General features: G+C 59.6%; 25 protein-coding genes and 1 pseudogene. 17 read left to right on the top strand and 9 right to left on the bottom strand.

Features of this window, described 5'->3' with window-relative positions:
• Positions 1 to 274: 274 nt before the first annotated feature.
• Together purU and N8H71_RS17950 are read left to right on the top strand one after the other, a co-directional pair.
• Positions 275 to 1,123 carry a formyltetrahydrofolate deformylase gene (gene purU / locus N8H71_RS17955; RefSeq protein ID WP_262195004.1) on the top strand — a complete coding sequence of 283 codons (849 nt, stop codon included), beginning with the start codon at positions 275 to 277 and terminating at the stop codon, positions 1,121 to 1,123.
• A 93-nt stretch (positions 1,124 to 1,216) separates the two neighbouring features.
• Positions 1,217 to 1,411, top strand: coding sequence for a hypothetical protein (locus tag N8H71_RS17950; RefSeq protein WP_262195002.1), 195 nt, complete (start codon positions 1,217 to 1,219; stop codon positions 1,409 to 1,411).
• Here the strand turns inward: N8H71_RS17950 and N8H71_RS17945 are convergent.
• The 3 genes and pseudogenes from N8H71_RS17945 to N8H71_RS28915 form a co-directional block, all read right to left on the bottom strand.
• Positions 1,380 to 2,375 carry a lysylphosphatidylglycerol synthase transmembrane domain-containing protein gene (locus N8H71_RS17945; RefSeq protein ID WP_262195001.1) on the bottom strand — a complete coding sequence of 332 codons (996 nt, stop codon included), beginning with the start codon at positions 2,373 to 2,375 and terminating at the stop codon, positions 1,380 to 1,382. The genes N8H71_RS17950 and N8H71_RS17945 overlap by 32 nt on opposite strands.
• A gap of 198 nt (positions 2,376 to 2,573) precedes the next feature.
• Positions 2,574 to 3,338, bottom strand: a complete 765-nt coding sequence (locus N8H71_RS28920; RefSeq protein WP_371320922.1) for a methyl-accepting chemotaxis protein — start codon at positions 3,336 to 3,338, stop codon at positions 2,574 to 2,576.
• Between the two features lie 93 nt (positions 3,339 to 3,431).
• Positions 3,432 to 4,463 (bottom strand): annotated as a pseudogene (locus tag N8H71_RS28915) (HAMP domain-containing protein); the annotation flags it as partial.
• A gap of 188 nt (positions 4,464 to 4,651) precedes the next feature.
• Here N8H71_RS28915 and N8H71_RS17935 point away from each other — a divergent pair.
• Positions 4,652 to 6,139 (top strand): DUF853 domain-containing protein, encoded by a 1,488-nt coding sequence (locus N8H71_RS17935; protein ID WP_262194999.1) that lies wholly within the window; start codon positions 4,652 to 4,654, stop codon positions 6,137 to 6,139.
• A gap of 26 nt (positions 6,140 to 6,165) precedes the next feature.
• Here the strand turns inward: N8H71_RS17935 and N8H71_RS17930 are convergent, their stop codons facing one another.
• On the bottom strand, positions 6,166 to 6,621 hold the full coding sequence (locus N8H71_RS17930; RefSeq protein WP_262194998.1) for a DUF721 domain-containing protein: 456 nt from the start codon (positions 6,619 to 6,621) through the stop codon (positions 6,166 to 6,168).
• A 307-nt stretch (positions 6,622 to 6,928) separates the two neighbouring features.
• On the opposite strand from N8H71_RS17930, the gene secA reads away from it, so the two are divergent.
• The 4 genes from secA (at position 6,929) to N8H71_RS17910 (ending at position 12,761) form a co-directional block, all read left to right on the top strand.
• Positions 6,929 to 9,667 carry a preprotein translocase subunit SecA gene (secA, locus tag N8H71_RS17925; protein WP_115078996.1) on the top strand — a complete coding sequence of 913 codons (2,739 nt, stop codon included), beginning with the start codon at positions 6,929 to 6,931 and terminating at the stop codon, positions 9,665 to 9,667.
• A gap of 122 nt (positions 9,668 to 9,789) precedes the next feature.
• On the top strand, positions 9,790 to 11,007 hold the full coding sequence (gene argJ / locus N8H71_RS17920) for a bifunctional glutamate N-acetyltransferase/amino-acid acetyltransferase ArgJ (protein WP_262194997.1): 1,218 nt from the start codon (positions 9,790 to 9,792) through the stop codon (positions 11,005 to 11,007).
• A gap of 180 nt (positions 11,008 to 11,187) precedes the next feature.
• Complete coding sequence (locus N8H71_RS17915; RefSeq protein ID WP_085689428.1) at positions 11,188 to 11,820, top strand: glutathione S-transferase family protein; 633 nt, start codon at positions 11,188 to 11,190, stop codon at positions 11,818 to 11,820.
• Positions 11,817 to 12,761: a Nudix family hydrolase gene (locus N8H71_RS17910; protein WP_262194996.1), complete on the top strand. Its 945-nt coding sequence runs from the start codon at positions 11,817 to 11,819 to the stop codon at positions 12,759 to 12,761. The genes N8H71_RS17915 and N8H71_RS17910 overlap by 4 nt, the downstream gene beginning before the upstream one ends.
• 123 nt (positions 12,762 to 12,884) lie before the next feature.
• On the opposite strand, the gene N8H71_RS17905 is transcribed toward N8H71_RS17910, so the two are convergent.
• The 3 genes from N8H71_RS17905 to N8H71_RS17895 are packed head-to-tail and all read right to left on the bottom strand — an operon-like array spanning position 12,885 to position 16,472.
• Positions 12,885 to 13,469: a cob(I)yrinic acid a,c-diamide adenosyltransferase gene (locus N8H71_RS17905; RefSeq protein WP_262194995.1), complete on the bottom strand. Its 585-nt coding sequence runs from the start codon at positions 13,467 to 13,469 to the stop codon at positions 12,885 to 12,887.
• Between the two features lie 3 nt (positions 13,470 to 13,472).
• Positions 13,473 to 15,509 (bottom strand): sensor histidine kinase, encoded by a 2,037-nt coding sequence (locus N8H71_RS17900; RefSeq protein WP_262194994.1) that lies wholly within the window; start codon positions 15,507 to 15,509, stop codon positions 13,473 to 13,475.
• Between the two features lie 45 nt (positions 15,510 to 15,554).
• Entirely contained in the window at positions 15,555 to 16,472 is a 918-nt protein-coding gene (locus N8H71_RS17895) for a putative 2-dehydropantoate 2-reductase (protein WP_262194993.1), read from the bottom strand.
• A 140-nt stretch (positions 16,473 to 16,612) separates the two neighbouring features.
• Here N8H71_RS17895 and N8H71_RS17890 point away from each other — a divergent pair, with 140 nt between their 5' ends.
• Positions 16,613 to 17,098 carry a YajQ family cyclic di-GMP-binding protein gene (locus tag N8H71_RS17890; protein WP_007951218.1) on the top strand — a complete coding sequence of 162 codons (486 nt, stop codon included), beginning with the start codon at positions 16,613 to 16,615 and terminating at the stop codon, positions 17,096 to 17,098.
• 138 nt (positions 17,099 to 17,236) lie between these two features.
• A complete protein-coding gene (locus N8H71_RS17885; protein ID WP_007951217.1) occupies positions 17,237 to 18,076 on the top strand; it encodes a mechanosensitive ion channel family protein in 840 nt (279 codons plus the stop codon).
• Between the two features lie 123 nt (positions 18,077 to 18,199).
• On the opposite strand, the gene N8H71_RS17880 is transcribed toward N8H71_RS17885, so the two are convergent.
• On the bottom strand, positions 18,200 to 19,546 hold the full coding sequence (locus tag N8H71_RS17880) for an OprD family porin (RefSeq protein WP_262194992.1): 1,347 nt from the start codon (positions 19,544 to 19,546) through the stop codon (positions 18,200 to 18,202).
• 899 nt (positions 19,547 to 20,445) lie between these two features.
• Between N8H71_RS17880 and N8H71_RS17875 the strand changes: the two genes are divergently transcribed.
• Both N8H71_RS17875 and N8H71_RS17870 read left to right on the top strand, forming a co-directional pair.
• Positions 20,446 to 20,871, top strand: coding sequence for an HIT family protein (locus tag N8H71_RS17875; RefSeq protein ID WP_262194991.1), 426 nt, complete (start codon positions 20,446 to 20,448; stop codon positions 20,869 to 20,871).
• A gap of 3 nt (positions 20,872 to 20,874) precedes the next feature.
• Positions 20,875 to 21,081, top strand: coding sequence for a SlyX family protein (locus tag N8H71_RS17870; RefSeq protein WP_039766003.1), 207 nt, complete (start codon positions 20,875 to 20,877; stop codon positions 21,079 to 21,081).
• Between the two features lie 88 nt (positions 21,082 to 21,169).
• Here the strand turns inward: N8H71_RS17870 and N8H71_RS28770 are convergent, their stop codons facing one another.
• Positions 21,170 to 21,772, bottom strand: coding sequence for a cold-shock protein (locus N8H71_RS28770; protein ID WP_279309636.1), 603 nt, complete (start codon positions 21,770 to 21,772; stop codon positions 21,170 to 21,172).
• Positions 21,773 to 22,080: 308 nt separating this feature from the next.
• Between N8H71_RS28770 and N8H71_RS17860 the strand changes: the two genes are divergently transcribed.
• The 6 genes from N8H71_RS17860 (at position 22,081) to ruvC (ending at position 26,843) form a co-directional block, all read left to right on the top strand.
• Entirely contained in the window at positions 22,081 to 22,551 is a 471-nt protein-coding gene (locus N8H71_RS17860) for a Dps family protein (RefSeq protein ID WP_007951212.1), read from the top strand.
• Positions 22,552 to 22,789: 238 nt separating this feature from the next.
• Positions 22,790 to 23,137 (top strand): ribbon-helix-helix domain-containing protein, encoded by a 348-nt coding sequence (locus N8H71_RS17855; protein ID WP_262194990.1) that lies wholly within the window; start codon positions 22,790 to 22,792, stop codon positions 23,135 to 23,137.
• A 112-nt stretch (positions 23,138 to 23,249) separates the two neighbouring features.
• Complete coding sequence (locus N8H71_RS17850) at positions 23,250 to 23,471, top strand: FmdB family zinc ribbon protein (RefSeq protein ID WP_007951210.1); 222 nt, start codon at positions 23,250 to 23,252, stop codon at positions 23,469 to 23,471.
• Between the two features lie 99 nt (positions 23,472 to 23,570).
• Positions 23,571 to 25,346, top strand: coding sequence for an aspartate--tRNA ligase (gene aspS, locus N8H71_RS17845; protein ID WP_007951209.1), 1,776 nt, complete (start codon positions 23,571 to 23,573; stop codon positions 25,344 to 25,346).
• Between the two features lie 124 nt (positions 25,347 to 25,470).
• Positions 25,471 to 26,217: a YebC/PmpR family DNA-binding transcriptional regulator gene (locus N8H71_RS17840; protein ID WP_003227527.1), complete on the top strand. Its 747-nt coding sequence runs from the start codon at positions 25,471 to 25,473 to the stop codon at positions 26,215 to 26,217.
• 101 nt (positions 26,218 to 26,318) lie between these two features.
• On the top strand, positions 26,319 to 26,843 hold the full coding sequence (ruvC, locus tag N8H71_RS17835; RefSeq protein WP_065258525.1) for a crossover junction endodeoxyribonuclease RuvC: 525 nt from the start codon (positions 26,319 to 26,321) through the stop codon (positions 26,841 to 26,843).
• Positions 26,844 to 26,912: the final 69 nt, after the last annotated feature.

The raw sequence follows: 26,912 nt of genomic DNA, 5'->3' as shown, positions 1-26,912 counted from the left end.
TTCATCAAGTAAACATTTAACCCGGGTTTTATTTGAATAAGTTACGTTGAAAAGCGCTGAATTGAATATTCAGTTAAATAATGTGATGCAGTCTTCACGGATATTCACAGTGACCTGTTGGTACACGGCTGTTGTTGCGTCACCCTTCTGGCGTTTTCCCTGTGTCAAAAATCCTTCGACCAGTCGGGACGTGGCTCTGCGGTCACCAGTACTGCAGTTTTTTCTCGCAGTCGCTAGAATGGCAGCCTTTGCGAAGTTCTGGAGTTTCCCCCCCATGCGCACTTTTCGGTTGGTGATTTCTTGTCCGGACCGGGTTGGCATCGTTGCCAAAGTCAGTAACTTTCTGGCGTCCCATAACGGCTGGATCACCGAAGCGAGCCACCATTCGGATAACCAGATCGGCTGGTTCTTCATGCGTCACGAAATCCGTGCCGATTCCCTGCCTTTCGGTATCGAGGTGCTGCGCGAGAAGTTTGCACCGATCGCCGAAGAGTTCTCGATGGACTGGCGCATCACCGACACCGAGCAGAAAAAGCGCGTGGTGCTGATGGCCAGTCGCGAATCCCACTGCCTGGCGGACCTGCTGCACCGCTGGCACAGCGACGAGCTCGATTGCGAGATTTCCTGCGTGATTTCCAACCATGACGACCTGCGCAGCATGGTCGAATGGCACGGTATTCCTTATTACCACGTCCCGGTGAATCCGCAGGACAAGCAGCCGGCCTTTGACGAAGTATCGCGTCTGGTCAAACAGCACGATGCCGAAGTGGTGGTGCTGGCGCGCTACATGCAGATCCTGCCGCCGGACATGTGCCGCGAATACGCGCACAAGGTCATCAACATTCACCACAGCTTTTTGCCATCGTTTGTTGGCGCCAAGCCGTATCACCAAGCTTCGATGCGCGGCGTGAAGCTGATCGGCGCGACCTGCCACTACGTGACCGAAGAGCTGGATGCCGGCCCGATCATCGAGCAGGACGTGGTTCGCGTCAGCCACAGCGACAGCATCGAAGACATGGTGCGTTTCGGCCGTGACGTCGAGAAGATGGTGCTGGCCCGTGGCCTGCGTTATCACCTGGAAGACCGCGTGCTGGTGCACGGCAACAAGACCGTCGTGTTCTGATCGAAGCTTTGGCGGTTGAAAAAAGAAGGGCCTGGGCGTTCAATCGCCTCAGGCCCTTTTTTTCGCCTTGTTTCAGTACTTGAGGACATGCCCATGAGCGATCCACTGGACAAAGCCACTTCCAAAGCGCCCGCCACGTTAGGCGAAGGCTGTCTGAGTCGCTATGACCCGGATGACCTGAGCCCGGAGGATGGTACGGACTTCCCCGACGCCGCCGCATTGTGGGAGCAACTCAACGAAGACAAACCGGCTGACCCTAAGCCTGCCGCACCTTCATCAGCTTCCTGAGCAGCGGACGTCCGAGCATCAGCAGAAAGATCGGTCCGCCTACCAGCAAATAGAAGTAAAAGGTCATTGCCCGCCAGATCAGGATCGCCGCCGCAGCGGTCGATGCTCCAACCATGGGGGCCAGCAGCGCCGCCGACGTGAGTTCCGCCGCCCCGGCCCCACCCGGCAACAGGCTGAATTGTCCCGCCCCCAGCGAAAGCATCTGAATCAGAAACGTCCAGGCCCACTGCACGTCCGCCTCCAGCCCGCGCAACGCCAGATACAGCACGCTGTAACGCAACGACCAATGCACGCAGGTCAGAGCAAACACAGTAATCAGCGTTTGCCACGGCAATTTCAGTGCGTCAGTGAATGCTGCGAGAAAGTGCAGCAGCTTGCGCGCCCAGCGCAGTCTCGTAGCGGGTTGCACGTTCATGCGCACCAGCAGCCGGCCACTCAGGCGAATCAGCGTTCGGTGATATCGCGCCACCAGCCCACAACTGAACAGACCGCCTGACAGCGATACGGCGCTGACGGTCAGCAGCCACTCCATCCGGTCACTCAGGTGCTGAAACAGCGCGTAAATCAGAATCCCGCTCAGGGCGCAGAGAAAGAACAGCAAGTCGCTCAACTGATCCATCGCAAACACCGCGCTGCCTCGGGCGGGGCGCACGCCGCTGCGGGCCAGTAACGCCATGATCGTCAGCGGGCCGCCGGTGCCACCGGGTGTGGCGCACCAGGCGAATTCGGCAGCCATGACCACGCCGAGGCTTTTCAGCGGTGTGACCTTTTCGCGTTGATCGCCGAGCAACAGGCGCAGGCGCAAGGTATTGATGCCCCAGCACAGCAGAATCATGCCGAACAGGATCGATAGCCAGTGCAGGGGAAACGCTTGCAGTCGGGTCCAGGTGTCACCGCCGCCGAGTACTGCCGGAATCAGAACGGCGGCCAGCAGCCCCATCAGCAACAGAATGCCGCGACTCATGCGCTGTGTCCGTCTCGGCGCAGTCGCGTGATTTCAGCAATATGCACAGTGAACCTCTCCGCTGGTTGATGTCCCGTGTTGACCTTTCATCAGCGTAGATGTTCGGTCGCACTTTCGCGGGGGGGCGGACGGGGAGGTCGTGCCGAGAGGGAAAGATGTCTTCGCGCACTGATCCGCGAAGACATCCGGTAGAGCGGTTTAAATACGGAAGCTGCCGACCAGTTGCTTCAGGCGTGAAGCCTGTTGTTCAAGGTCAGAGCACGCGCGCAAGGTGGCTTGCAGGTTTTCCACGCCTTCCTGGTTCAGCGTATTGATCTCGGTGATGTCGACGTTGATCGACTCGACCACGGCGGTCTGTTCCTCGGTCGCGGTGGCGACCGATTGGTTCATCCCGTCGATTTCGCCGATGCGCTGGGTCACGCTGTTCAGGCGTTCACCGGCGAGGTTGGCGATTTCCACGCTGTCCTGGCTGTGGCGCTGGCTGTCGCTCATAGTGCTGACGGACTCACGGGCACCGACTTGCAGCTCCTCGATCATGGTCTGCACTTGTTGCGCCGACTCCTGAGTACGGTGGGCGAGGTTGCGAACTTCATCAGCCACCACAGCGAAACCACGACCGGCCTCGCCAGCCCGCGCGGCTTCGATGGCCGCGTTGAGTGCCAGCAGGTTGGTCTGCTGGGAGATGCTGGTGATCACTTCCAGGATCTGGCCAATGTTCACGGTTTTGCTGTTCAGCGATTCGATGTTGCTGCTTGATGCGCTGAGCATGCTCGACAGCTGGTTCATTGCCTTGATGCTGCGATCCACCACTTGCTGGCCGTCTTCGGCCAGGCCACGTGCGTCGCTGGCCTGGGTCGAGGCTTGTGCGGCGTTGCGGGCGATTTCCTGGGCGGCGGCGCCGAGCTGGTTGATCGCGGCGGCCACGCTGTTGGTGCGCGAGGCTTGCTGGTCGGAGTTGTACATCGACGAGTTGGATGCCGCGACCACGCGCAGGGCGACTTCGTTGACCTGCCCGGTGGCCGACGACACTTCGCGGATCGAACCGTGAATGCGTTCTACAAAGCGGTTGAACGCTGTGCCGAGCTTGCCGAATTCGTCCTGGTTCTGGATGGTCAGACGCTTGGTCAGATCGCCTTCGCCATCGGCGATGTCTTCCATGGCGCGGGTCATGACGTGCAGCGGCTGGATCAGGAGGCGGATCAGCATGCCGAGCAGGGCGATGATGATCGCCACGGCAATGACCGTCGCCACCACGGCAGAGGTGCGGAACTCGCTGAGCATCGAAAAGGCCTTGTCCTTGTCTACCGACAGGCCGATGTACCAGTTCACCGATGGCAGGCCCTTGATCGGGGCGAAGGTGACGATGCGGGTCTTGCCGTCGACAGTGACCTCACTGAAATCGCTGCTGATGCGCGGGGTGTCCTGCGGATAGGCTTCCTTGAGCGATTTCATCACCAAGGCCTTGTCCGGATGCACCAGAATCTTGCCGTCGGCGCTGACCAGGAAGGCGTAGCCCATGCCGGAGAAGTCCCGGGCGCTGAGGGTGTCGATCAGGGTTTGCAGGCTCAGGTCGCCGCCCACCACGCCCACGCTCTGACCGGCCTTTTTCGAGGCGGTGGCGATGGAAATGATGGTCTGGCCGGTGGCCGCATCGATGTAAGGTTCGGTCAGGGTCGAGGTGCTGCTGCTTTCGGCACCTTTGTACCAGGGACGAACTCGTGGATCGAAGCCGTCCGGCATCTTCGCATCCGGACGGATGGTGAAATGACCAGTGGCATCGCCGAGGTAGGACGCCATGAATGTCGAGGTCAGCGCTTTCTGTTCCAGCAGGCTGGCGACTGCGGCGGGCTCGGGATTGACGGCGATATTCTGTGCTGCGTTCTCGATCAGCAGGATGCGCCCGCTGAGCCAGGTGCGGATGTTGTCGGCTGTGACTTCGCCCATCTCGTTGAGGTAATTGTCCAGGTCTTCGCGGATCGCATTGCGCTGCAACCAGTCGTTGTAAAGCGTGAACGAGGCGAAGGCGGCAATGACGATGAGGGCGGCGGCAAGCAAAATTTTATGGCTGAAGCGTAGATTTTTGTTCATGGCTTGGGGTTCCGCTAAGGTCTTAATGTCCAGGGCGTGCTTTTATAAAGGCGCGCAAAATGGGCAGGGGTGAAAGCACACTGATATTTCCGTCTCTCCTTAGGGAAATCTCAGACCGGACTCGTGATCGGGTCTCTCACTCTTTTCTATCGGCCATGCTCGACAAAGATTAACCATTGGGTGACCAAATGCCTGACTCCTCGCAACTCGTAATCGGCGCCGACCTCGCGGGGCAACCGATCGCCCAGGCGATGCGCCTGGCCAACCGGCACGGACTGGTAGCCGGCGCCACCGGCACCGGCAAGACCGTCACCTTGCAGCGCCTGGCAGAAGCCTTCAGTGACGCCGGAGTCGCGGTGTTCGCTGCCGACGTCAAGGGCGACCTGTGCGGTCTCGGTGCTGCCGGCAATCCCCAGGGCAAGATTGCCGAGCGCATCGCCGGCATGCCATGGCTCAACCACACGCCTCAGGCGTATCCCGTGACCTTGTGGGACATTCACGGTCAGTCCGGTCATCCATTGCGCACCACACTGAGTGAAATGGGTCCGCTGCTGATCGGCGCCTTGCTGGAACTGACCGACAGCCAGCAATCGGCGCTGTACGCAGCGTTCAAGGTTGCTGATCGCGAAGGGCTGTTGCTGCTTGATCTCAAAGACCTGAAAGCGCTGCTCAATCACCTCAAGGACAATCCGCAGTTGCTGGGCGAGGACGCGGCGCTGTTCACCACCGGTTCCAGTCAGGCGCTGTTGCGGCGTCTGGCGACGCTGGAGCAGCAGGGCGCCGAAGCGTTGTTCGGCGAGCCGGCGCTGCAGCTGGAAGACATTCTGCAACCGGCTGCCGATGGTCGCGGACGCATTCATCTGCTCGATGCCAGCCGGCTGGTGCATGAGGCGCCCAAGGTCTACGCCACCTTCCTGCTGTGGTTGCTGGCCGAGCTGTTCGAACAGTTGCCGGAGCGTGGCGATGCCGACAAACCGCTGCTGGCGCTGTTTTTTGACGAGGCGCATTTGTTGTTCGGCGATACGCCCAAGGCGTTGCAGGAACGACTGGAACAAGTGGTGCGGCTGATCCGCTCCAAAGGTGTCGGTGTGTATTTCGTCACCCAGTCGCCGAGTGATCTGCCGGACGATGTGCTGGCGCAACTGGGGCTGCGCATTCAGCACGGCCTGCGTGCGTTTACCGCCAAGGAGCAGAAATCCCTGCGAGCGGTGGCAGATGGGTTCCGGCCAAATCCGGCGTTCGATACGTTAGCGGTGTTGACCGAACTCGGGATCGGTGAGGCGCTGGTGGGTACGCTTGCGGAGAAAGGCACGCCGGAAACGGTCCAGCGGGTGCTGGTGGCGCCGCCGCAATCGCGGATCGGGCCATTGACCGAGACCGAGCGCACGATGCTGATCGCCGGTTCGCCGTTCAAGGGGCGCTATGACAGGCCGATCGACCGTGAATCGGCCTATGAAATCCTGATGGGGCGCAAGGGGCTGGCGCCGGAGGCTGAAGCGGCACCGGGCAAACCGGCGGCCGAAGAGCCGAGTCTGGCGGACAAGGCCGGGGAGTTTCTCGGCACGGCGGCGGGGCAGGCGCTCAAGTCGGCCATGCGCCAGGCGGCGAACTCACTGGGTAAACAGTTGGTGCGCGGCCTGATGGGCTCATTGCTGGGTGGCAGCAAACGCCGATAAAACCTGTAGAGGCGAGCAGGGCTTTGTCAGGATTTGGGTTTTGCGTGCGCCGCCAGTCGTTCCAGCGCTGCCCGCAGGTTTGGATCGCTGATTCCGTCGGCGGTGGCCTGGATGGTTGCCGCCGCATCCACTGACAGGTCGATCGTATGGCCGGCGGCACCGCTCTGGACCGTCGGTGGCTGCACCTTGAACAGAATCCGCGTCAGGCTGGCGAACTCGTCAAACATCTGCAACTGCCGTTGCAGGCGCTTCTGCTGGTAGCGCAGACGCGTGGCCCAATGGCCGTCGGTGACGATCAGCAACAGACTGCCTTCACGCCACGAGGCCACATGACAGTGTTCTCGGGCGGCGGGTTGCAGCTGGCTTTCCAGCAGGCGTTGCAGATGGCCCAGTCGTTGGGCGTGGCCGAGGATGGCTTTGAGCGGCTTGGCTTCACGAAGCAGAACGGCGGGTGCTCTGGCCGTGAGAGGGCGAAATGCCATGATCGAACACCTGAAGTAACAGAGTCGCCATGGTAGCAGAAAGCGTCCAACTCACTCGCCCATTGCTTTTGCCCCTGTTTTGCCCATTAAATCAACGACTGACTTTTGCCATGAACGGCTTGAAGTTGAGCAAAACGCCCCTATTTTAAGTGAGCCCCGTCAAAGCGCAGTGCCAGCATCGTGGAATATCCCCACTTTCCTCACCACCGTTTCCGGGTAGAATGCTCGTTCGCATGCGGCCATGAGGGCTGCACGGGCGACTCACGGGGCCGCCCTCCATCCCTTTAGTGTGGAAGATCCTGCCGATATGTTTGCGCCTTTGTTAAAGAAACTTTTTGGAAGCAAGAACGAGCGTGAAGTCAAACGCATGCTCAAGACGGTGCAGCTCGTCAATGCCTTCGAAGAGAAGATGGTCGCCCTCTCGGACGATCAACTGCGCGCCAAGACCGCAGAGTTCAAGGACCGCATCGCCAAAGGGGAAACCCTCGACAAACTGTTGCCGGAAGCTTTTGCGGTTGCCCGCGAAGCCGGCAAGCGCGTCATGGGTATGCGTCACTTCGATGTCCAGCTGATTGGCGGCATGACCTTGCATGAAGGCCGGATCGCCGAAATGCGTACCGGTGAAGGCAAGACGCTGGTGGGTACACTGGGTGTTTACCTCAACGCACTGTCCGGCAAGGGCGTGCACGTTGTGACGGTGAACGACTACCTGGCCCGCCGTGACGCCAACTGGATGCGCCCGCTGTATGAATTCCTCGGCCTGACCGTCGGCATCGTGACGCCGTTCCAGCCACCGGAAGAGAAACGCGCCGCCTACGCTGCCGACATCACTTACGGCACCAACAACGAATTCGGGTTCGACTACCTGCGCGACAACATGGCGTTCAGCATGGAAGAAAAATTCCAGCGTGAACTCAATTTTGCCGTGATCGACGAAGTCGACTCCATCCTCATCGACGAAGCGCGTACTCCGCTGATCATTTCCGGTCAGGCCGAGGACAGCTCCAAGCTGTACATCGAGATCAACAAGCTGATCCCGAAACTCAAGCTGCACGTCGAAGAAGTCGAAGGCGAAGTCACCCAGGAAGGCCACTACACCGTTGACGAGAAGACCCGTCAGGTCGAACTCAACGAATCCGGTCACCAGTTCATCGAAGATCAGCTGACCAGCATCGGTCTGCTGGCCGAGGGCGAGAGCCTGTACTCGGCGCACAACCTGAGCCTGCTGACTCACGTCTACGCCGGTCTGCGTGCGCACAAGCTGTTCCACCGAAACGTCGAATACATCGTGCAGGACGGTCAGGTTGTACTGGTCGACGAACACACCGGTCGTACCATGCCCGGCCGTCGTCTGTCCGAAGGCTTGCACCAGGCCATCGAAGCCAAGGAAAACCTGAACATCCAGGCCGAGAGCCAGACTCTGGCATCGACCACGTTCCAGAACTACTTCCGTCTGTACGAAAAACTGTCCGGCATGACCGGTACGGCTGACACCGAAGCGTTCGAATTCCATCAGATCTATGGCCTGCCGGTCATCGTGATTCCGACCAACAAGCCGTTGGCCCGTAAGGACTACAACGACCTGGTGTTCCTGACCGCCGAAGAGAAATACGCGGCGATCGTCAACGACATCAAGGAAAGCATGGCTGCCGGCCGTCCGGTGCTGGTGGGTACTGCGACCATCGAAACCTCCGAGCACATGTCCGCATTGCTCGTGAAGGAAGGCATCGAACACAAGGTTCTGAACGCCAAGTTCCACGAAAAAGAAGCTGAAATCATTGCGCAGGCCGGTCGTCCGGGCGCACTGACCATCGCTACCAACATGGCCGGTCGTGGTACCGACATCCTGTTGGGCGGCAACTGGGAAGTTGAAGTCGCGTCGCTGGAAAACCCGACCCCCGAGCAGATTGCCCAGATCAAGGCCGACTGGCAGAAGCGTCACCAGCAAGTGCTGGAGTCCGGCGGTTTGCAGGTGATCGCCTCCGAGCGTCACGAATCCCGTCGTATCGACAACCAGCTGCGTGGCCGTGCCGGCCGTCAGGGCGACGCCGGTTCCAGCCGCTTCTACCTGTCGCTGGAAGACAGCCTGATGCGCATCTTCGCCTCTGACCGGGTGAAGAACTTCATGAAAGCCCTGGGCATGCAGTCCGGTGAAGCGATCGAGCACCGCATGGTGACCAACGCCATCGAAAAGGCACAGCGCAAGGTTGAAGGCCGCAACTTCGACATTCGCAAGCAACTGCTCGAGTTCGACGACGTCAACAACGAACAGCGTAAAGTGATCTATCACATGCGTAACACGTTGCTGGCTGCGGACAACATCGGCGAGACCATTGCCGACTTCCGTCAGGACGTACTGAACGCCACCGTCAGCGCACACATTCCGCCACAATCGCTGCCAGAGCAGTGGGACGTGGCCGGTCTGGAAGCGTCGATTGCCAGCGACTTCGGCGTGAAACTGCCGATCCAGCAATGGCTCGACGAAGACGATCACCTGTACGAAGAAACCCTGCGCGAGAAGCTGATGAACGAGCTGATCGCAGCCTACAACGAAAAAGAAGACCAGGCTGGCGCCGAGGCTCTGCGTTCGTTCGAGAAGCAGATTGTGCTGCGCGTTCTGGACGACCTGTGGAAAGACCACCTGTCGACCATGGACCACCTGCGTCACGGCATCCACCTGCGTGGTTATGCGCAGAAGAACCCGAAGCAGGAATACAAGCGCGAGTCCTTCACGCTGTTCTCCGAGCTGCTGGATTCGATCAAGCGCGACTCGATCCGTGTGCTGTCGCACGTTCAGGTTCGCCGCGAAGATCCGGCCGAAGAAGAGCAACGCCTGCGCCAGGAAGCCGAAGCGCTGGCCGCCCGCATGCAATTCGAACACGCCGAGGCTCCTGGCCTGGAAGCGCAACCGGAACTGGTCGGTGAAGAGGTCGATGTGGCCCTTGCCACCGCCCCGGTTCGCAACGAGCAGAAGCTGGGCCGCAACGAACTGTGCTACTGCGGTTCGGGCAAGAAATTCAAGCATTGCCACGGGCAGATCCAGTAAACCCCGATTCAATCGCTGAAATACCCGCGCCGCGACCGGCACCAGCCGTCGCGGCGTTTTGCCATTTACACCACCGTCACTACGCTTGGCGGTGCTGACATCATTGAGTAAGGAGCGCATTCATGGCTGTTGGTCTTGGTCCTTTGCCAACGTTGCACCCGGTTGCCGGTTTTGAACTCGGTATCGCTTCGGCCGGCATCAAGCGCCCGGGGCGCAAGGATGTCGTCGTGATGCGTTGCGCCGAAGGTTCTACCGTGGCGGGCGTGTTCACGTTGAACGCTTTCTGTGCAGCGCCGGTGATCCTGGCCAAGAAGCGCGTGCAGAACCCGGTGCGCTACCTGCTGACCAACACCGGTAATGCCAACGCCGGTACCGGCGAACCGGGCCTGGCCGCCGCCGAGCGCACCACCGCAAAACTGGCCGAGTTGACCGGCGTCGATGCCAGCCAGATCCTGCCGTACTCCACCGGCGTGATCGGCGAGCCGCTGCCGGTCGAGAAGATCGAAGGTGCCTTGCAGGCCGCGCTGGACGACCTGTCGGAAAACAACTGGGAAGCCGCCGCCACCGGCATCATGACCACCGACACGCTGCCAAAAGGCGCGAGCCGCCAGTTCCAGCATGACGGCGTGACCATCACCGTCACCGGCATCAGCAAAGGCGCGGGCATGATCCGTCCGAACATGGCGACCATGCTCGGTTACATCGCCACCGACGCCAAGGTCTCCCGCGACGTGCTGCAGAACCTGATGCTGGACGGCGCCAACAAGTCGTTCAACCGCATCACCATCGACGGCGACACGTCGACCAACGACTGCTGCATGCTGATTGCCACCGGCAAGGCTGCACTGCCGGAAATCACCCGCGCAGAAGGCGAGTTGTTCGCCAAGCTGAAACAGGCCGTGTTCGAGGTGTGCATGGACGTGGCCCAGGCCATCGTGCGTGACGGCGAAGGCGCGACCAAGTTCGTGACCGTTGAAGTCAACGGCGGCGGCAATCACCAGGAATGTCTGGACGTCGGCTACACCGTGGCCCACTCGCCGCTGATCAAGACTGCACTGTTCGCCTCCGACCCGAACTGGGGCCGCATCCTCGCCGCTGTCGGCCGTGCCGGCGTGCCGGATCTGGACGTAAGCAAGATCGACGTGTTCCTCGGCGAAGTGTGCATTGCCAGCCGTGGCGCCCGTGCTGCTACCTACACCGAAGCCCAGGGCTCGGCGGTGATGCAGCAGGAAGAAATCACCATCCGTATCGAACTGGGTCGCGGCGATTGCAGCGAAACCATCTGGACCACCGACCTGTCCCACGAGTACGTGAAGATCAACGCCGAATACCGCACATGATCTGAAACAGGGAGTGGGCGACTGGCCTCTTCGCGGGCAAGCCCGCTCCCACAGGATTCGACGGTGTACACAAGCTTTGTGCCCGACAACAATCACTGTGGGAGCGGGCTTGCCCGCGAAGACGGTAGATCAGACGCTACGAGTCTGAAACTGATTCTCTGACGAAAAGGCACCTCAATCATGAGCCTTCACCTGATCATCGGCGACAAACTGCTTTCCTCCTGGTCCCTGCGCGCGGCGCTGGCGCTTGAATTGACCGGTGCGCCCTACACCGAAGAACTGGTCAAACTCGGCAAGCCCGACACCCGCGAGCGGCTGCTGGCGCATTCGCCGACCGCCAAGGTGCCGCTGCTGAAAACCGCCCGGGGCACCATCGCCGATTCTCTGGCGATTGCCGAATACCTGGCTGAACAGTTTCCTTCCGAGCAGCTCTGGCCGACGGATATTGCGGCCCGTGCTCAGGCTCGATCCGCCTGCGCGCAGATGCACAGCGGTTTCTTCGCGATGCGCAATCACATGCCGTTCAACCTGAGCCACGACGCGCCGCTCAACCCGGTGCCGCCGGAAGTGAAGGTGGATGTCGAGCGCATGCTCGCGCTGTGGGCCGAATGCCGTGCCGTGGCCACCGAGTCAGGGCCGTTCCTGTTTGGTCGGGTGTCGCTGGCCGATGCGTTCTTCGCCCCGATTGCCGTGCGCTTGCGCACCTATCAGGTGAAGCTGCCGGCCGAAGATGAAGCCTATGTTGAAACCGTCTACCAATGGCCGGCCTTCAAAGCCTGGCAAAAGGCTGGACTGGAGGAATTGCAGTCGTGAAACGTGTACACGTCGCCGCCGCCGTCATTCGTGACGGCAGCGGCAAGATTCTGATCGCCCGCCGTGCCGATACCCAGCATCAGGGCGGCCTCTGGGAATTTCCCGGTGGCAAGGTCGAAGCCGACGAGTCGGTGCAAACCGCGCTGGCCCGCGAGCTGCACGAAGAGTTGGGCATTGTCGTCGGCGCCGCCCGGCCGCTGATCAAGGTACGTCATGATTATCCGGACAAGCAGGTGTTGCTGGATGTCTGGGAAGTCTCGAGTTTCACCGGCGAACCCCATGGCGCCGAAGGCCAGCCCTTGGCGTGGGTATCAGCCAAGGAACTGACGGATTACGAATTCCCGGCAGCCAACCAGCCGATCGTGGCGGCGGCGCGTCTGCCCGCTGAATACCTGATCACTCCTGAAGACCTGGAAACCCCGGCGTTGCTGCGCGGCATCCAGAAGGCGATTGCCGGTGGGATCAAGCTGATTCAGCTGCGTGCGCCCAATGGTTACGATCCGAAATACCGCGACCTCGCGGTGGACGCGGTCGGCCTGTGCGCCGGCAAGGCGCAGCTGATGATCAAGGGGCCGTTCGAGTGGCTGGGCGATTTCCCGTCCGCCGGTTGGCACATCACCTCGGCGCAGTTGCGCAAGTACGCGGCAGCGGGTCGTCCGCTACCGGCGGAACGCTGGTTGGCGGCGTCCTGCCACAACGCTGAAGAACTGGCACTGGCCGAGCAGATGGGTGTGGATTTCGTCACCCTGTCGCCGGTGCAGCCAACCCTCACTCATCCGGATGCGCAACCGCTGGGTTGGGAGCAGGCTTCGACGCTGATCGAAGGTTTCAGCAAACCGGTGTTTCTGTTGGGCGGTGTCGGCCCGGCGGAGCGCGAAAAAGCGTGGGATGCCGGAGCTCAGGGTGTGGCGGGGATTCGGGCGTTCTGGCCAGAAGCTTGATTTAGCATTGATGCATCTGGCCCCTTCGCGAGCAGGCTCGCTCCCACATTTGATTGCATTCCAACTATAGGAATACATTTCCCTGTGGGAGCGAGCCTGCTCGCGAAGGCGTCCTGACAGTCGCTAGTGATCTGAAGGTTTCGCCGCCGGTTGCCACAGAATCTCGGCAATGCCCTGACGCCGGGCGATCAGTCTGGCCGCCACAAACAACAGATCCGACAAGCGATTGATGTAAGCCAGGCCAACCCCGGCCAATGGTTCGATCGCATTCAAATGCTGACAGCGACGTTCGGCACTGCGCGCCAGGCTGCGGCAAACATGCGCTTGGGCAATCAGCATCGAACCGCCCGGCAGAATGAAGTTCTCCAACGGCCCCAATTCTTCGTTCCACACATCGATGGCGGCTTCCAGCCGTTCGATTTCCGCTGTGTTCAGTGCCTGATATTCCGGCATCGCCAGTTCACCGCCAAGGTCGAACAGCCGGTGTTGGCAGGGTGCCAACACGTCGATCAATTCATCAAGCCCAGGGCAGGTTTCGCGTTCGGCAATCAGTCCGGCCAGCAGTACGCCGACCTGGCTGTTCAGCGTATCGACTTCGCCGATAGCCTCAATGCGCGGATGGTCCTTCGGTACCCGGCGGCCGTCGCCCAGCCCGGTTTCGCCCCTGTCGCCGGTGCGGGTGTAGATCTTCGACAAGCGAAAGCCCATGGTTTACCTCGATAGCTGGTGGGTTTCTGGTGAAATGGGTGCGGGTTGCGCCAGCGGCAGGCGCAGGGTGAAGCAGGTGCCTTGACCCGGCGCCGACTGCACTTCCATCTGCCCTTTGTGGTTGTTGGTAATGATGAAGTACGACACCGACAGCCCGAGCCCCGTGCCCTGACCGATTTCCTTGGTGGTGAAAAACGGCTCGAAGGTGCGCTTGCGCACGTTCTCGCTCATGCCGATGCCGTTGTCTTCGACCTGGATTTCAGCCCACGGCGGATTGAGTCGGGTGCGCAGGATGATCCGTCCCGGTTCACTGTCGTCTTCACGCTGATGAATGGCCTGCGCGGCGTTTTTCAGCAGGTTGAGCAATACCTGCTCAAGCTCGTTTGCGGTGCCCGGCACGGGGCCCAGCGCCGGGTCAAACTGACGGACAATAGCCTGTCCCTTGAAATCGAAACCGATGGCCAGGTCGAAGTCGTTGCCGGCGATTTCCACCGCTTGATCGATCAGTGCCGGCAGGTCGCACGGCGCCATCTGGCGGTTGCTGCGTCGACTGAAACTGAGCATGTGGGTGACGATTTTCGCCGCCCGGGCACCGGCCTGCTGGATGCCGTCGAGCAGTTGCGGGACTTCCCGCCCTTGCAGGTAGCGGTTCACGGTATCGAGTTCGATGCCCAGTTGCTCGGCCTGCTCCAGGTTTTTTGGCAGATCCGTCGACAGCCGCCGACGAATGTTCTGCACGTTGTGCAGGATCGCCCCGAGCGGGTTGTTGATCTCGTGGGCCATGCCGGCGGCGAGGCCACCGACCGAGAGCATTTTTTCCGACTGCACCATCATTTCTTCCAGGGACAGGCGCTGGGTGATGTCGTCGATCCGGATGACCACGCCGCGCCCGGATCCGCCCATCAACGGATAGAACGTCAGGGCGTAATGCTTGGGCTCATCATCCTTGAACCAGGTCACGCGTTCGATTTTCGCCACGGTATGCTGTTCAACGGTCTGCTTGAGTTGGGGCAGAAACGGCTTGAGCGGTTCAAACGCGAGGAAGATCGGCTGGTTCAGCGCTTCGTCCAGCCGTGTGCCGGAAAGCGCGCTGGCCTCCTGGTTCCATTGCGTGACGTAGAGCTGTTCGTCGAGGGCGATCAGCGCTGAGGGCATGGAGTCGATGATGCTGTTGAGGTAGTTCTGGAAGCCGGTGAGTTTCTTCTCGATCTTGCTGCGCACCTGGACTTCCAGTTCCAGCTTGCGGTTGGTGTGGCGGGTTTCTTCCGCCAGACCCTGCGCCTGATCGTAGGCTGCCTGGGAATCGTCACGGGCGCGTTTGAGTTGCTGCTCCCGAGCCTCGATGCGCGACAGCATGGTGTTGAACGCTTCGGCGAGGCTACCGATTTCGTCATGATTGCCCCGGGAGGCACGCAGGGCGTAGTTTTCTTCGCGGGTCACCTGGCGGGACAGTTCTTCGAGTTGATGGATCGGCCGGGTAATGAGGCGCTTGATCTGCCGGGCGATGACCAGCCAGAGCAGCACACTGAAAATCAGGATCCCCAGACTCGCTGTGAGTGTGCCGGTATAGAAGGCCACTGGCAGCTCGCTGCTGGCCACTAAAAGCAAGTGGCCCGGTGCAGTGCCGGGGCGGGGCAGGGTGATCAGTTGGTTGCTGCGAAATTCGGTCAGTTGCCAGGCTTCGATGTGCCGATAGCGTTCCGGCAAGTTGAGTTTGTCGCCGTGTTGCAGCTGCGCCAGACGTTCGCCTTTGCCGTCATACAACGCGGCGGCACGCAGTGGCGAATAGCTGTTGAGTTCCTTGAGCAAGCGTTCGGCGCTTTGCGGCGACTCCAGGGCTTCGGCCACCAGGCTCGGGTTCGAGACCAGTCTTCCGATGGTCTGCAACGCCTGGGGCGCCATGCTTTCCTGGGAAATGTAGTAGGCGGCGCTGATGAAGGTCAGGTTGGCGACCAGTAACACAGTAGTCAACAGCACCAGCAGGGCGGCCAGCAGTTTCTGGCCGACCGGCAGGTTTTCAAGACGCTGGCGCAATGGCATCAGGTTTATCGCAGCAAAGGAACAAGTGGCCAGCGTAGCCGCTGCTCAGTCGACGGGCAATCCGAGACTGTGCAGATGAGCGGTCAGGCGCTGCTGCAATTGCTTCAGATGCGGCAGGCTCAACTGATGACGCTCGGCTACCTTGCAGGCATGGCCGAGCAGATAGCTGATTTCGGTGCGGCGTTTATTGGCTACATCCTGATACATCGACGAGAAGTTTGCCGACGTGGCCTGGATCACCCGTTCGACTTCCTGTTGCAGGTTGTCCGCCGCTGCCGGTTGCCCGCAGCGTTCGAGCAGTTCGGTCAGTTCGCCGCACAGCGTCGCGACTTCGCAGTGATGTTGCTGGAGGCCACCGTTGCGGCAGGCGTGCAGCACCGTCAGTGGATTGATCGCACAGTTGAGCGCCAGTTTGCGCCACAGGCGGGTGAGGATATCGGCGCTCCATTCATGGGGAATCTTTGCTGCCTCAAGATCGTCCAGCCAGATCGGTGCCACCGGATGACCGGCATCACCCAGCCAGGTGTAACCATGGCCGGCAAACACCACGCGCCAGTCGCCATCGCGAAACGCGCCCTCGGTGCTGGAGGCGCTGATGCAGCGGGCTTGCGGGACCCGCGCGGCGACCGCTTCCTGGCTGCCGAGACCGTTCTGCAAAAGAATCAGTTCGGCGTCCGGTGCCAGACGATGAGCAAGTGCGGCCACGGCCGTTTCGGCGTCGTAGGCCTTGCAGGCCACCAGCAGGCGACGGATGGGGCCGGGACTGTCCGGCGTTTCACCGGGGATCGCGTAACGGCTGGCTACGCCTTGTTCGACGAGAGTCAGGCCGCCCGCCGTTGCATAGTCGTGCAGGCGGTCGATGTCGCGCAGGATCAGCCGGACCGGCAATCCCGCCCGTGCCAGACGCGTGGCCCAGAGCGTGCCAAGGCTGCCCGCTCCCAGAACGTGCCAGGGGGTGGACATCAGTTTTTCACTCGGTAAGGTACAGGCATGCAAGGCTCGCCGTGTCGGTGGGAAAAGACCCGTTATAATGAGCCCGATTTTAACCGCAAGCCAAGCGCGCCGCGTCCTGTACGAGCGCGCCTTTTTATTGGAGATATTACATGCCGTCGTTCGACGTGGTATCCGAACTGGACAAACACGAACTCACCAACGCGGTCGAGAACGCCGTGAAGGAACTCGATCGTCGTTATGACCTGAAAGGCAAGGGCAGCTTCGAATTCAAGGAAAAGGACCTGACCGTCCACCTGACCGCTGAAGCCGATTTCCAGCTGGAAGCGATGATCGAGATTCTCAAGCTGGCCCTGGTCAAGCGCAAGATCGACGTGCAGTGCCTTGAAGTCAAAGACTCCTTCGCCTCGGGCAAGCTGATGAAGCAGGATGCCGTCCTCAAGGAAGGCATCGACAAGGAACTGGCGAAGAAGATCGTCGGCCACATCAAGGAAGCCAAGCTCAAGGTACAGGCCGCCATTCAGGGCGAGCAGGTGCGTGTGACCGGCAAGAAGCGTGACGACCTGCAGGAAGCCATCGCGGCCCTGCGTGCCAAGGAATTCGGCATGCCACTGCAGTTCAACAACTTCCGCGACTAAGCTTCCCGGTCGGGAACCTCTCGGCGTTTAAAGCGTCCGAGGCCCAAGCAACGGCAGAAACGATTGAGCCCTTTACGGCCCGGTCTTTCTGCCGCTGGTTTTTTACAGCCCGGGAAGCCGGTAATCAGGAGATAAAAGATGGATTTGAATGCTGAGGTAGACAACCTGGTCAAGGCATCCCAGGCGTGGATTCCGATGATCATGGAATACGGCAGCCGTGTGCTACTGGCGGTGATCACCCTGGCCATCGGCTGGTGGCTGATCAACAAGGTCACGCAAAAGCTCGGCGGCCTGCTGGCCCTGCGCAATGCCGACCTGGCCCTGCAAGGTTTCATCAGCAGCTTGGCCAACATCATTCTCAAGGTGCTGCTGATTGTCAGCGTGGCGTCGATGATCGGCGTCGAGACCACTTCGTTCGTCGCGGCGATCGGTGCGGCCGGCCTGGCCATCGGTCTGGCATTGCAGGGCAGCCTGGCGAACTTCGCCGGCGGCGTGCTGATTCTGCTGTTCCGTCCGTTCCGTATCGGTGACTGGATCGAAGCCCAGGGTGTGGCGGGTACCGTCGACAGCATCCAGATCTTCCACACCGTGCTGCGCACCGGCGACAACAAGACCATCATCGTGCCGAACGGGAACCTGTCGAACGGCATCATCACCAACACCAACCGTCAGCCAACCCGCAAGGTTGTGTTCGACGTGGGTGTGGATTACGAAGCCGATCTGCAAAAGGCCCGTCAGGTGCTGCTGGATCTGGCCAAGGATGATCGTGTGTTGCAGGATCCGGCCCCACAGGCTGTCATTTCGACACTGGGCGACAGTTCGATCACTGTTTCCCTGCGTGTGTGGGTTAAAACTGCGGATTACTGGGATGTGATGTTCATGTTTAACGAACAATCCCGTGATCGTTTAAAAACAGCCGGCATTGATATCCCGTTTCCGCAACGAGTGATTCGTGTGGTTCAGGAATCGGCAGTGTAATGATAGGTTGCTAATTAATTGCCTGACTTATCGGTCAGGCATTTATTACAAGTGACAGGCAATAAAAAAGGCCCATCCGAAGATGGGCCTTTTTGTTTTGTTACCGCAACTAACTCGGTGCGATTACAAAAGCGACAGCGGGTAGTCGACGATCAGACGGAACTCTTTGGTATCGCCTTCACCTTCGTCGGCGTTAGCAAAGTGCCAGGCTTGACGAATACGGAAGGACAGGTCTTTGGCCGGGCCAGACTGAACTACGTATTTGGCTTCGAAGTTGGTTTCGTTGTGTTTGCCATCTTCGCCATACAGGCCAGCGTAGGCGCTGCCTGCTGGAGTGTGGGTGCCGTCGATGTCCCAGCCTTTAACGTAGCGGGTCATGAAGCTCAGACCTGGAACGCCGTACTCGGCCATTTTGATGTCGTAACGGATCTGGGCAGACTTCTCGCCTGGGGCGTTGAAGTCAGAGTACTGGATGGAGTTGGCGAGGAAGATCGAGTCGCCGCCACGGTTGTTCTTGCCCACGCCGATGTAGTCGAACGGAGTGTCACCGTTGACCTTCTGGAAGGCCAGGGTGATGGTGTGCGCTTTCAGGAACGAGAGAGCGGTGGCCAGGGAGAACGCGGTGTTGCTGATGTCACCGGCTTTCGCGCTACCGGTGTCGGTGGTGCGATAGATGTTGAAGTCGGTGTTCAGCGAAGTGTCACCACCAAATGGAGTGGTGAGGTTCACGTTGGCGTAGTACTGGTTCCAGATGTCTTCCAGTTTGGCGCCGTAGAGCGATGCGCTCAGGTTTTCGGTGATGCCGTATTTGCCACCGAAGTAGTCGATGGTGTTGGCTTCAACGCCAGCGTAGGTCGCGTACAGGCCGCCTTCACGGGCGTTGCGGTCCTGGCTGGTTGCCGAGTAGAAGTGACCGGCTTCGAGGTCAAGGTCTTTGATCTCGCTGCTCTGCAGTTGGAAACCGCTGGCAGTTTGCGGAAGGATACGGGAGCCGCCGACAGCGAACACCGGAGCGGTGCTAGGCTGCATGTCACCGACTTTCAGCTCGGTTTTCGATACGCGGAACTTGATGGCAGCGCCGGCTTTGCCTTGGCTGTCGTCAGGGTCGCGGGAACCGTTTGCATTGAACTCGTTGCTGCGGCTCATGTTGCCGGAGCCGCTGGTGCCGGCACCGCCGTCCAGTTTGATGGCCAGGTAGCCGAACGCATCAACGCCGACACCAACAGTACCTTGGGTGTAACCGGAGCTGAAGTTGCCCCAGATACCCTGGGTCCAGTCTTTTACGTCACGGGCGCCGTCTTTGTTGTCACGGTTGAAGTAATAGTTGCGAATCAGCAAATCAGCTTTCGCGTCTTCAACGAAGCCTTTGGCTTCTGCCTGGTCACTTACGAACGGTGCGGCCGTAGCCATCTGAGTACTGGCGGCTGCTGCAACTGCCAGTGCGATCATGCTCCACTTCATCACGCGCATCGTGATTTGCTCCTTTGGTTTTAGAAGAGTACTGCCGTCCCACCTGTTTTATTATCTGGGCGGCTCTTTCTTTTTGTGTCGGCGCAAACTTATATCACGCCGACCATGTTGGCGATACTTGCGTATACAACCTTTCGGCTTCTTTACGAGCGTGTCGCAATCAGCTTGCTAGGTGTCGCAAATTTACAGTCCGAATGCAATGGGACTGACAACTTCAGCACTGTTTTACAGGGCTTGAGCATCGGTAAAAAAGAGTCCCTTGGCAAAACGCTTGAATCTCCATCGGGCAACCCTGCCACTGTTTTTATGGGGCTCAAGGCATCCACTTCTTGTGGTGCGCTTATAGTCCATATGGGTATGAATGCAACAAGCGTGCACAAACCGCTGAATTATTCCGGTTTTTTTAAGGGCGCTCGTCTGATGCTGTAAAAACCTCATAAAACCGGGGGGTTCGAGGGCCTTTCAATCAGGCTTGACGCCATCCTTCGCATGGTGTTGCTCCCTGAAAGTCGCAGCGCGACAACCAAAAACGTTACCGGTTCACCCCTTGGGTGAGTATTCGGCGGATGCCCGACGCACTGAGCGTAGACGCACTGTGCGGTTTTGGTGCAAAAAAATTCAAAGGCTGTACTGAATTCATACAGTTGGGTCGCTGGATGAGCGTAAACACTGAGGTGTGGGCGGGTCATTTTGCTCGGTTCATTCGTATTCCCGGTTCCGTCCTGGTGCGCGCGAGTCCTGAATGTCACATTCCGGGGCGTGGAGGAATTCTTGCGGCAACGCTGTTCGCCGTGAAGGTCACTCCAATCACAGGTATGCTGCCGTCCAGTCGCTTGGCGCACTGCTTTCACAGCAGGGCGCTAAGCTGAAAACAGGTCCATTCGCCGGGAGTGCGCGCAGTGTTTGCTTTAGATTCACGACTTCAACAGGACACGCTGACCATCGGCGATTTCCCGCTTTGCCGACTTCTGTTGTCCAACGACGCCAACTACCCGTGGTTCATCCTGGTGCCACGCCGCGACGATATCAGCGAGTTGTTTCAGTTGGATGTCGCCGACCAGCAGCGCTTGTGGCAGGAAACCACCGCCCTGGCCGAGGTGCTCAAGGATTCGTTCGACGCCGACAAGATGAATGTGGCGACCCTGGGTAACGTGGTCAGTCAGATGCATATGCATGTGATCGTGCGTAAGCGGGACGATGCCGCCTGGCCGGCGCCGGTCTGGGGTAAGCACCCCGCCAAGCCTTACAGTGCCGAACAAGTGGCCGCGATCCGCGAGCGCCTGCGTCTGGTGCTGGACGAAGACTTCACCTTTCTGGAGGGCTGAGTCATGAGTCTCGAACAACGTGTTACCGAGCTGGAAAGCCGCCTGGCGTTTCAGGACGACACCATTCAGGCATTGAATGACGTGCTGGTGGAACAGCAGCGAGTGGTCGAACGTCTGCAATTGCAGATGGCGGCCGTACTCAAGCGCCAGGAAGAGATGGTGGGGCAGATCGGGTCCTTTGAAGAAGATGCGCCACCGCCACACTACTGAAATGTGTGTGGGCATGCTCCCGTGCTCCCATTAAAAAACCGCGAACAGCCAGGCTGTTCGCGGTTTTTTTTATTGCGGGAGGCGTGAATCAGCGACGCGGCAGGGCGGCGATCACGTCTTCGGCCTGCAGGCCTTTGTCACGGTTCATCACCGAGAACTCCACGCGCTGGCCTTCGACCAGAACGCGGTGGCCTTCGCCGCGGATGGCGCGAAAGTGCACGAAAATATCATCGCCGGAGTCCCGGGAGATAAAGCCGAAGCCCTTGGAGGTGTTGAACCACTTGACGGTGCCGGTATCGCGGTTGCTCATGTCATAGTTTTGCGCGGCGGCAGCCGGTGAAGCTTTATAGAAGCTGACGGCCAGGTGCAAAACCACGGCAACCAGTGCAATCACCAGGCTGAACAGCACGGCTGGCTGGCCGGCGATGACAGGCATCGGCGCGATCAGGGTCAGGGTTTGCAGGACGACGGTCAGCACCAGCAGGGCGCTCACCAGATTTTGCAGATGCTGGCGCGGACCTTTGTTCCAGTAGGGGATGACTGGCGCAAGGATCAGGTTCAGCAGGCCGAAAAAGGCCAGGTAAAGTGCATCGGGTTGTTGCAGGTAAGGTACCGCTTCGGACTTCAGGCTGGGTATGAAGGACAGCAGCAAAGCTGCTGCGCCCATTAGCAGGTGGACGATTTTCAACATTTTTATTGACTCACGTTATGACGGCTCACAAGGAAGAGCTGAAGGCGCACGGTTCGCTTCGAAACAATAAAGAGGCGTTGGACACGTACCCGGCATCAGCCTATGCGCAGGCCCGGAAAACGGGGCGTAGCGACACACTGCCTATTTAACAGCAAAGCCTGCGGCTACTCAAATCACGCCGGCCAGCGGCAGGCACCGGACGATTTGTCGCGTCTATCGGGTTCATACGGGGGCTGCGGGGCAGGGGTGGCCTTGCTACAGTGGAACGACACCTGCTGGATGAATTCAATCGCCGTTAGGGGGTAAGCATGGCTATCGATATCGGTATCAGTGAAGAAGACCGCAAATCCATCGTTGAAGGGCTGTCACGTCTGCTGTCGGACACCTACGTGCTGTATCTGAAGACCCACAATTTTCACTGGAACGTCACCGGTCCGATGTTCCGGACCCTGCATCTGATGTTCGAGGAACAATATAACGAGCTCGCACTGGCGGTGGATTCGATCGCCGAGCGCATCCGGGCGCTGGGTTTTCCGGCGCCAGGCGCGTATGCGACTTACGCCCGGCTGTCCTCCATTAAAGAAGAGGAGGGCGTACCAAGTGCCGAGGACATGATCAAACAGCTGGTCGAGGGCCAGGAGGCGGTCACCCGCACAGCGCGGGGTATTTTCCCTCTGCTGGATAAAGTCAGTGATGAGCCGACGGCTGATCTGTTGACCCAGCGCATGCAGGTACATGAAAAAACCGCGTGGATGTTGCGGGCGCTGCTGGAGGCCTGATAACGGGAGCCGCACGACGCCTGGGTCGTGCGCCACTCTTTTTTCTGGCACGCCCTTTCGCGGTTGCTGTAAGCGAGGGGCGCAGCCGCCGTTCCAGAAATCCTCCTTTACGCGTTGGCTTATCCTACGAGGATGGTCAAAAAGTCATCTGGATATACCTTTGCGCCTGCGCTTTTAATGAGGTCACAGGACGTTGCCTTGATAGCAGGCGCAGAAATGACAAAGGAGTGTCAACGATATGGAAGGTGTAGACAGGCGAAGTGACTTCGCTGTGGGTTCGCAACAAGACAGGTTCGTTGGAACGCTGCTCGAGGGGTTCGACATCGGGTTGATCCGGCCATTGTCCCGTTCGGTGCGTCTGAACGGATTCGCGACCTGTATGCGGCTGGAACAGGTTTACTGGAACATTCTTGGCCGGATGGCCGAGGATCATTGTTGTTCGGTTGGCACATTGCTGTCCCGTGTTGATCGCGAGATACACCTGCGCCATGGCGGAGTGAAAAACTTCAGCGGTCTGGTTCGGGTCGTGTGCGTGGTGCACGGTTTGCGGGATTCTTCTGCGATGAATGCCGGGGGGTGTCACTGACCGGCGGTCTGTGCAGTCTTCCGGCTGCACAGGCCGCATTTAATGGATATAATCCCGCTCTTTCGCCGCACAGCCCTGCGTGTGCTGGCAATCTGATTGCCGAGACAACCCCATGCCGATGTACGATTACCAATGTGCTTCCTGTGGTCATCAGTTGGAAGCCATTCAAAAGATCAGCGACGCACCACTGGTCGATTGCCCTGCCTGCCAGGCGCCGGAACTCAAGAAGCAGCTGTCCATGCCGGGCTTTCGCCTGAGCGGCAGCGGCTGGTACGAAACCGATTTCAAGACCGGCGCGAAGAAGAATCTGGCCGGTGGCGACAAATCTGACTAGGGTTCAGGCCCAGGTCGAACGACACGCGTGAGATTCCGCGTTGCTTGATGGCGACGGGATCTCCACCGAATTTCGAATTACGAGAAGCGAACCACTACCATGATGCGCAGCCATTATTGCGGCCAACTGAACGAAAGCCTGGAAGGCCAGGAAATTACCCTTTGCGGATGGGTTCACCGTCGTCGCGACCACGGCGGGGTGATTTTCCTCGATATCCGTGATCGTGACGGTCTGGCCCAGGTAGTGTTCGATCCGGATCGCGCCGAGAGCTTCGCCGCCGCCGACCGTGTACGCAGCGAATACGTCGTGAAGATCACCGGCAAGGTGCGTCTGCGTCCCGCCGGTGCCACCAACGCCAACATGGCGTCGGGCATGATCGAAGTGCTGGGCTACGAACTGGAAGTGCTGAACGAATCGGAAACCCCGCCGTTCCCGCTGAACGAGTTCTCCGACGTCGGCGAAGAAACCCGTCTGCGCTATCGCTTCCTGGACCTGCGTCGTCCGGAAATGGCCGAGAAGCTGCGTCTGCGTTCGCGCATGACCACCAGCATCCGCCGCTACCTCGACGAGAACGGCTTCCTCGACGTCGAAACGCCGATCCTGACCCGCGCCACTCCGGAAGGCGCGCGCGACTACCTCGTACCGAGCCGTACCCACGCCGGTTCGTTCTTCGCACTGCCGCAATCGCCACAGCTGTTCAAGCAACTGCTGATGGTTGCCGGCTTCGACCGTTACTACCAGATCGCCAAGTGCTTCCGCGACGAAGACCTGCGTGCCGACCGTCAGCCTGAGTTCACTCAGATCGACATCGAGACCAGCTTCCTCGACGAAAAAGACATCATGGGCCTGACCGAAGGCATGATCCGCAACCTGTTCAAGGAAGTGCTGGATCTGGAATTCGGCGAGTTCCCGCACATGACCTTCGAAGAAGCCATGCGCCGTTACGGTTCCGACAAACCAGACCTGCGTAACCCGCTGGAACTGGTCGACGTGGCCGATCAGCTGAAAGAAGTTGATTTCAAGGTCTTCAGCGGCCCTGCCAACGATCCGAAATGCCGTATCGCTGCGCTGCGTGTTCCAGGCGGGGCGAGCATGCCGCGCAAGCAGATCGACGACTACACCAAGTTCGTCGGCATCTACGGTGCCAAGGGCCTGGCGTACATCAAGGTCAACGAGCGCGCTGCCGGTGTTGACGGTCTGCAATCGCCGATCGTGAAAAACATTCCCGAAGCCAACCTGAACGTGATCCTCGATCGCGTTGGTGCAGTTGACGGCGACATCGTGTTCTTCGGCGCCGACAAGGCCAAGATCGTCAGCGAAGCCCTGGGCGCGCTGCGTATCAAGCTCGGTCACGACCTGAAGCTGCTGACCTGCGAATGGGCTCCGATGTGGGTTGTTGACTTCCCGATGTTCGAAGAGAACGACGACGGCAGCTTCTCGGCTCTGCACCACCCGTTCACCGCACCGAAGTGCTCGCCGGAAGAGCTGGAGGCCAACCCGGCCGGCGCTCTGTCCCGTGCCTACGACATGGTGCTGAACGGCACCGAGCTGGGTGGCGGTTCGATCCGTATCCACCGTAAAGAGATGCAACAGGCGGTGTTCCGTCTGCTGGGCATCAATGAAGCGGAACAGGAAGAGAAGTTCGGCTTCCTGCTCGACGCCCTGAAATACGGCGCGCCGCCGCACGGTGGTCTGGCCTTCGGTCTGGACCGCCTGGTGATGCTGATGACCGGTGCCCAGTCGATCCGTGAAGTGATCGCCTTCCCGAAAACCCAGAGTGCTGCCGACGTGATGACGCAGGCGCCGGGTGTGGTGGATGCGAAGGCATTGCGCGAATTGCACATTCGTTTGCGCGAAACGCCAAAGGCCGAGTAAGACGGGCCTGAAGGCGCATCTTCGGATGCGCCTTTTTTCTTTCTGCAGTGATTGAAGACAAGATTTTTTTGCTGGCCGATGCGAATGCATGGCGGGCATTGTTCAAGAGAATTCGGAGCGAGTTATGGCAGGTCATTCCAAGTGGGCGAACATCAAGCACCGCAAAGAACGCCAGGATGCCAAGAGAGGCAAGATCTTCACCAAGTGGATCCGCGAACTGACCGTGGCGGCCCGTCAGGGCGGCGGTGATCCGGGCTCCAACCCGCGTCTGCGTCTGGCACTGGACAAGGCGCTGGGCGCCAACATGAGTCGGGACATCATCGACCGTGCCGTGGCTCGTGGCGCCGGTGCGACTGAAGCCGACAACGTTGAAGAACTGACCTACGAAGGTTACGGCCCGGGCGGCGTGGCGGTGATGGTCGAGTGCATGACCGACAACCGCAACCGTACCGCAGCGGCCGTGCGCCACGCGTTCAGCAAGTGTGGCGGCAACCTCGGTACCGACGGCTCGGTAGCCTATCTGTTCGAACGCAAGGGACAGATCAGCTTTGCGCCAGGCGTCGATGAAGACGCACTGACGGAAGCGGCGCTGGAAGCCGATGCCGACGACGTGGTCAGTCACGAAGACGGCTCGATCGACGTGTTCACCTCGTTCACCAGTTTCTACGCGGTACGCAATGCCCTGGAGGCCGCTGGTTTCAAGGGCGATGACGCGGAAATCGTCATGCAGCCGACCACCAGCGCCGAACTGGATCTGGAGGGTGCGGAGAAGGTGCTCAAGCTGATCGACATGCTGGAAGACCTGGACGATGTGCAGAACGTCTACTCCAACGCTGACATTCCGGAAGACGTGGCCGCTCAGCTCGGTTAAGAGCGACTACGATTCAATGTGGGAGATTCCGTGTTTGAGGCTTCCCCTCAAGCACGGAATCTCCCACATTTGTTTTTGTGTTTTTTCGAACCAGCAGGCTTATGACTTTAATTCTTGGTATCGACCCCGGTTCGCGCATTACCGGTTACGGCGTGGTACGCGATACCGGGCGCGGCTGCGTCTACGTGGCTTCGGGCTGCATCCGCACCGGTGCCGGCGAGCTGCATGAGCGGTTGCAGATCGTCTATCGCGGCGTGCGGGAAATCATCCAGACCTACGGCCCGGTCACCATGGGCATCGAAAAGGTGTTCATGGCGAAAAACGCCGATTCGGCGCTCAAGCTCGGGCAGGCCCGGGGGGCCGCTATCGTTGCCGGCGCCGAAGAAAGCCTGGAGATTGCCGAGTACACGGCCACCCAGGTCAAGCAGGCCGTGGTGGGAACCGGTGCGGCCAATAAGGAGCAGGTGCAGATGATGGTCATGCATATGCTCAAGCTGACCAGCAAACCGCAAATCGACGCATCGGATGCCCTGGCGATTGCCATTTGTCACGCCCACACACGCTCCAGTCTGTTGCCGCACGGCTTGGGAACGGCACGCAGTCGTGGCGGGCGCCTGCGTCTCTGATAGCATCAGCAGTCAATTTCACGGAATGTGGATTTCGCGCCTGGGTCGTCGGCCGTAAATCCATGTTTT

Origin of the sequence: Pseudomonas koreensis (assembly GCF_025447595.1) — a bacterium.
In the GTDB taxonomy this organism is placed as follows: domain Bacteria; phylum Pseudomonadota; class Gammaproteobacteria; order Pseudomonadales; family Pseudomonadaceae; genus Aquipseudomonas; species Aquipseudomonas koreensis_H.
Note: the sequence above shows the minus strand (reverse complement) of the source record. Positions and strands in the feature narration are given on the sequence as shown.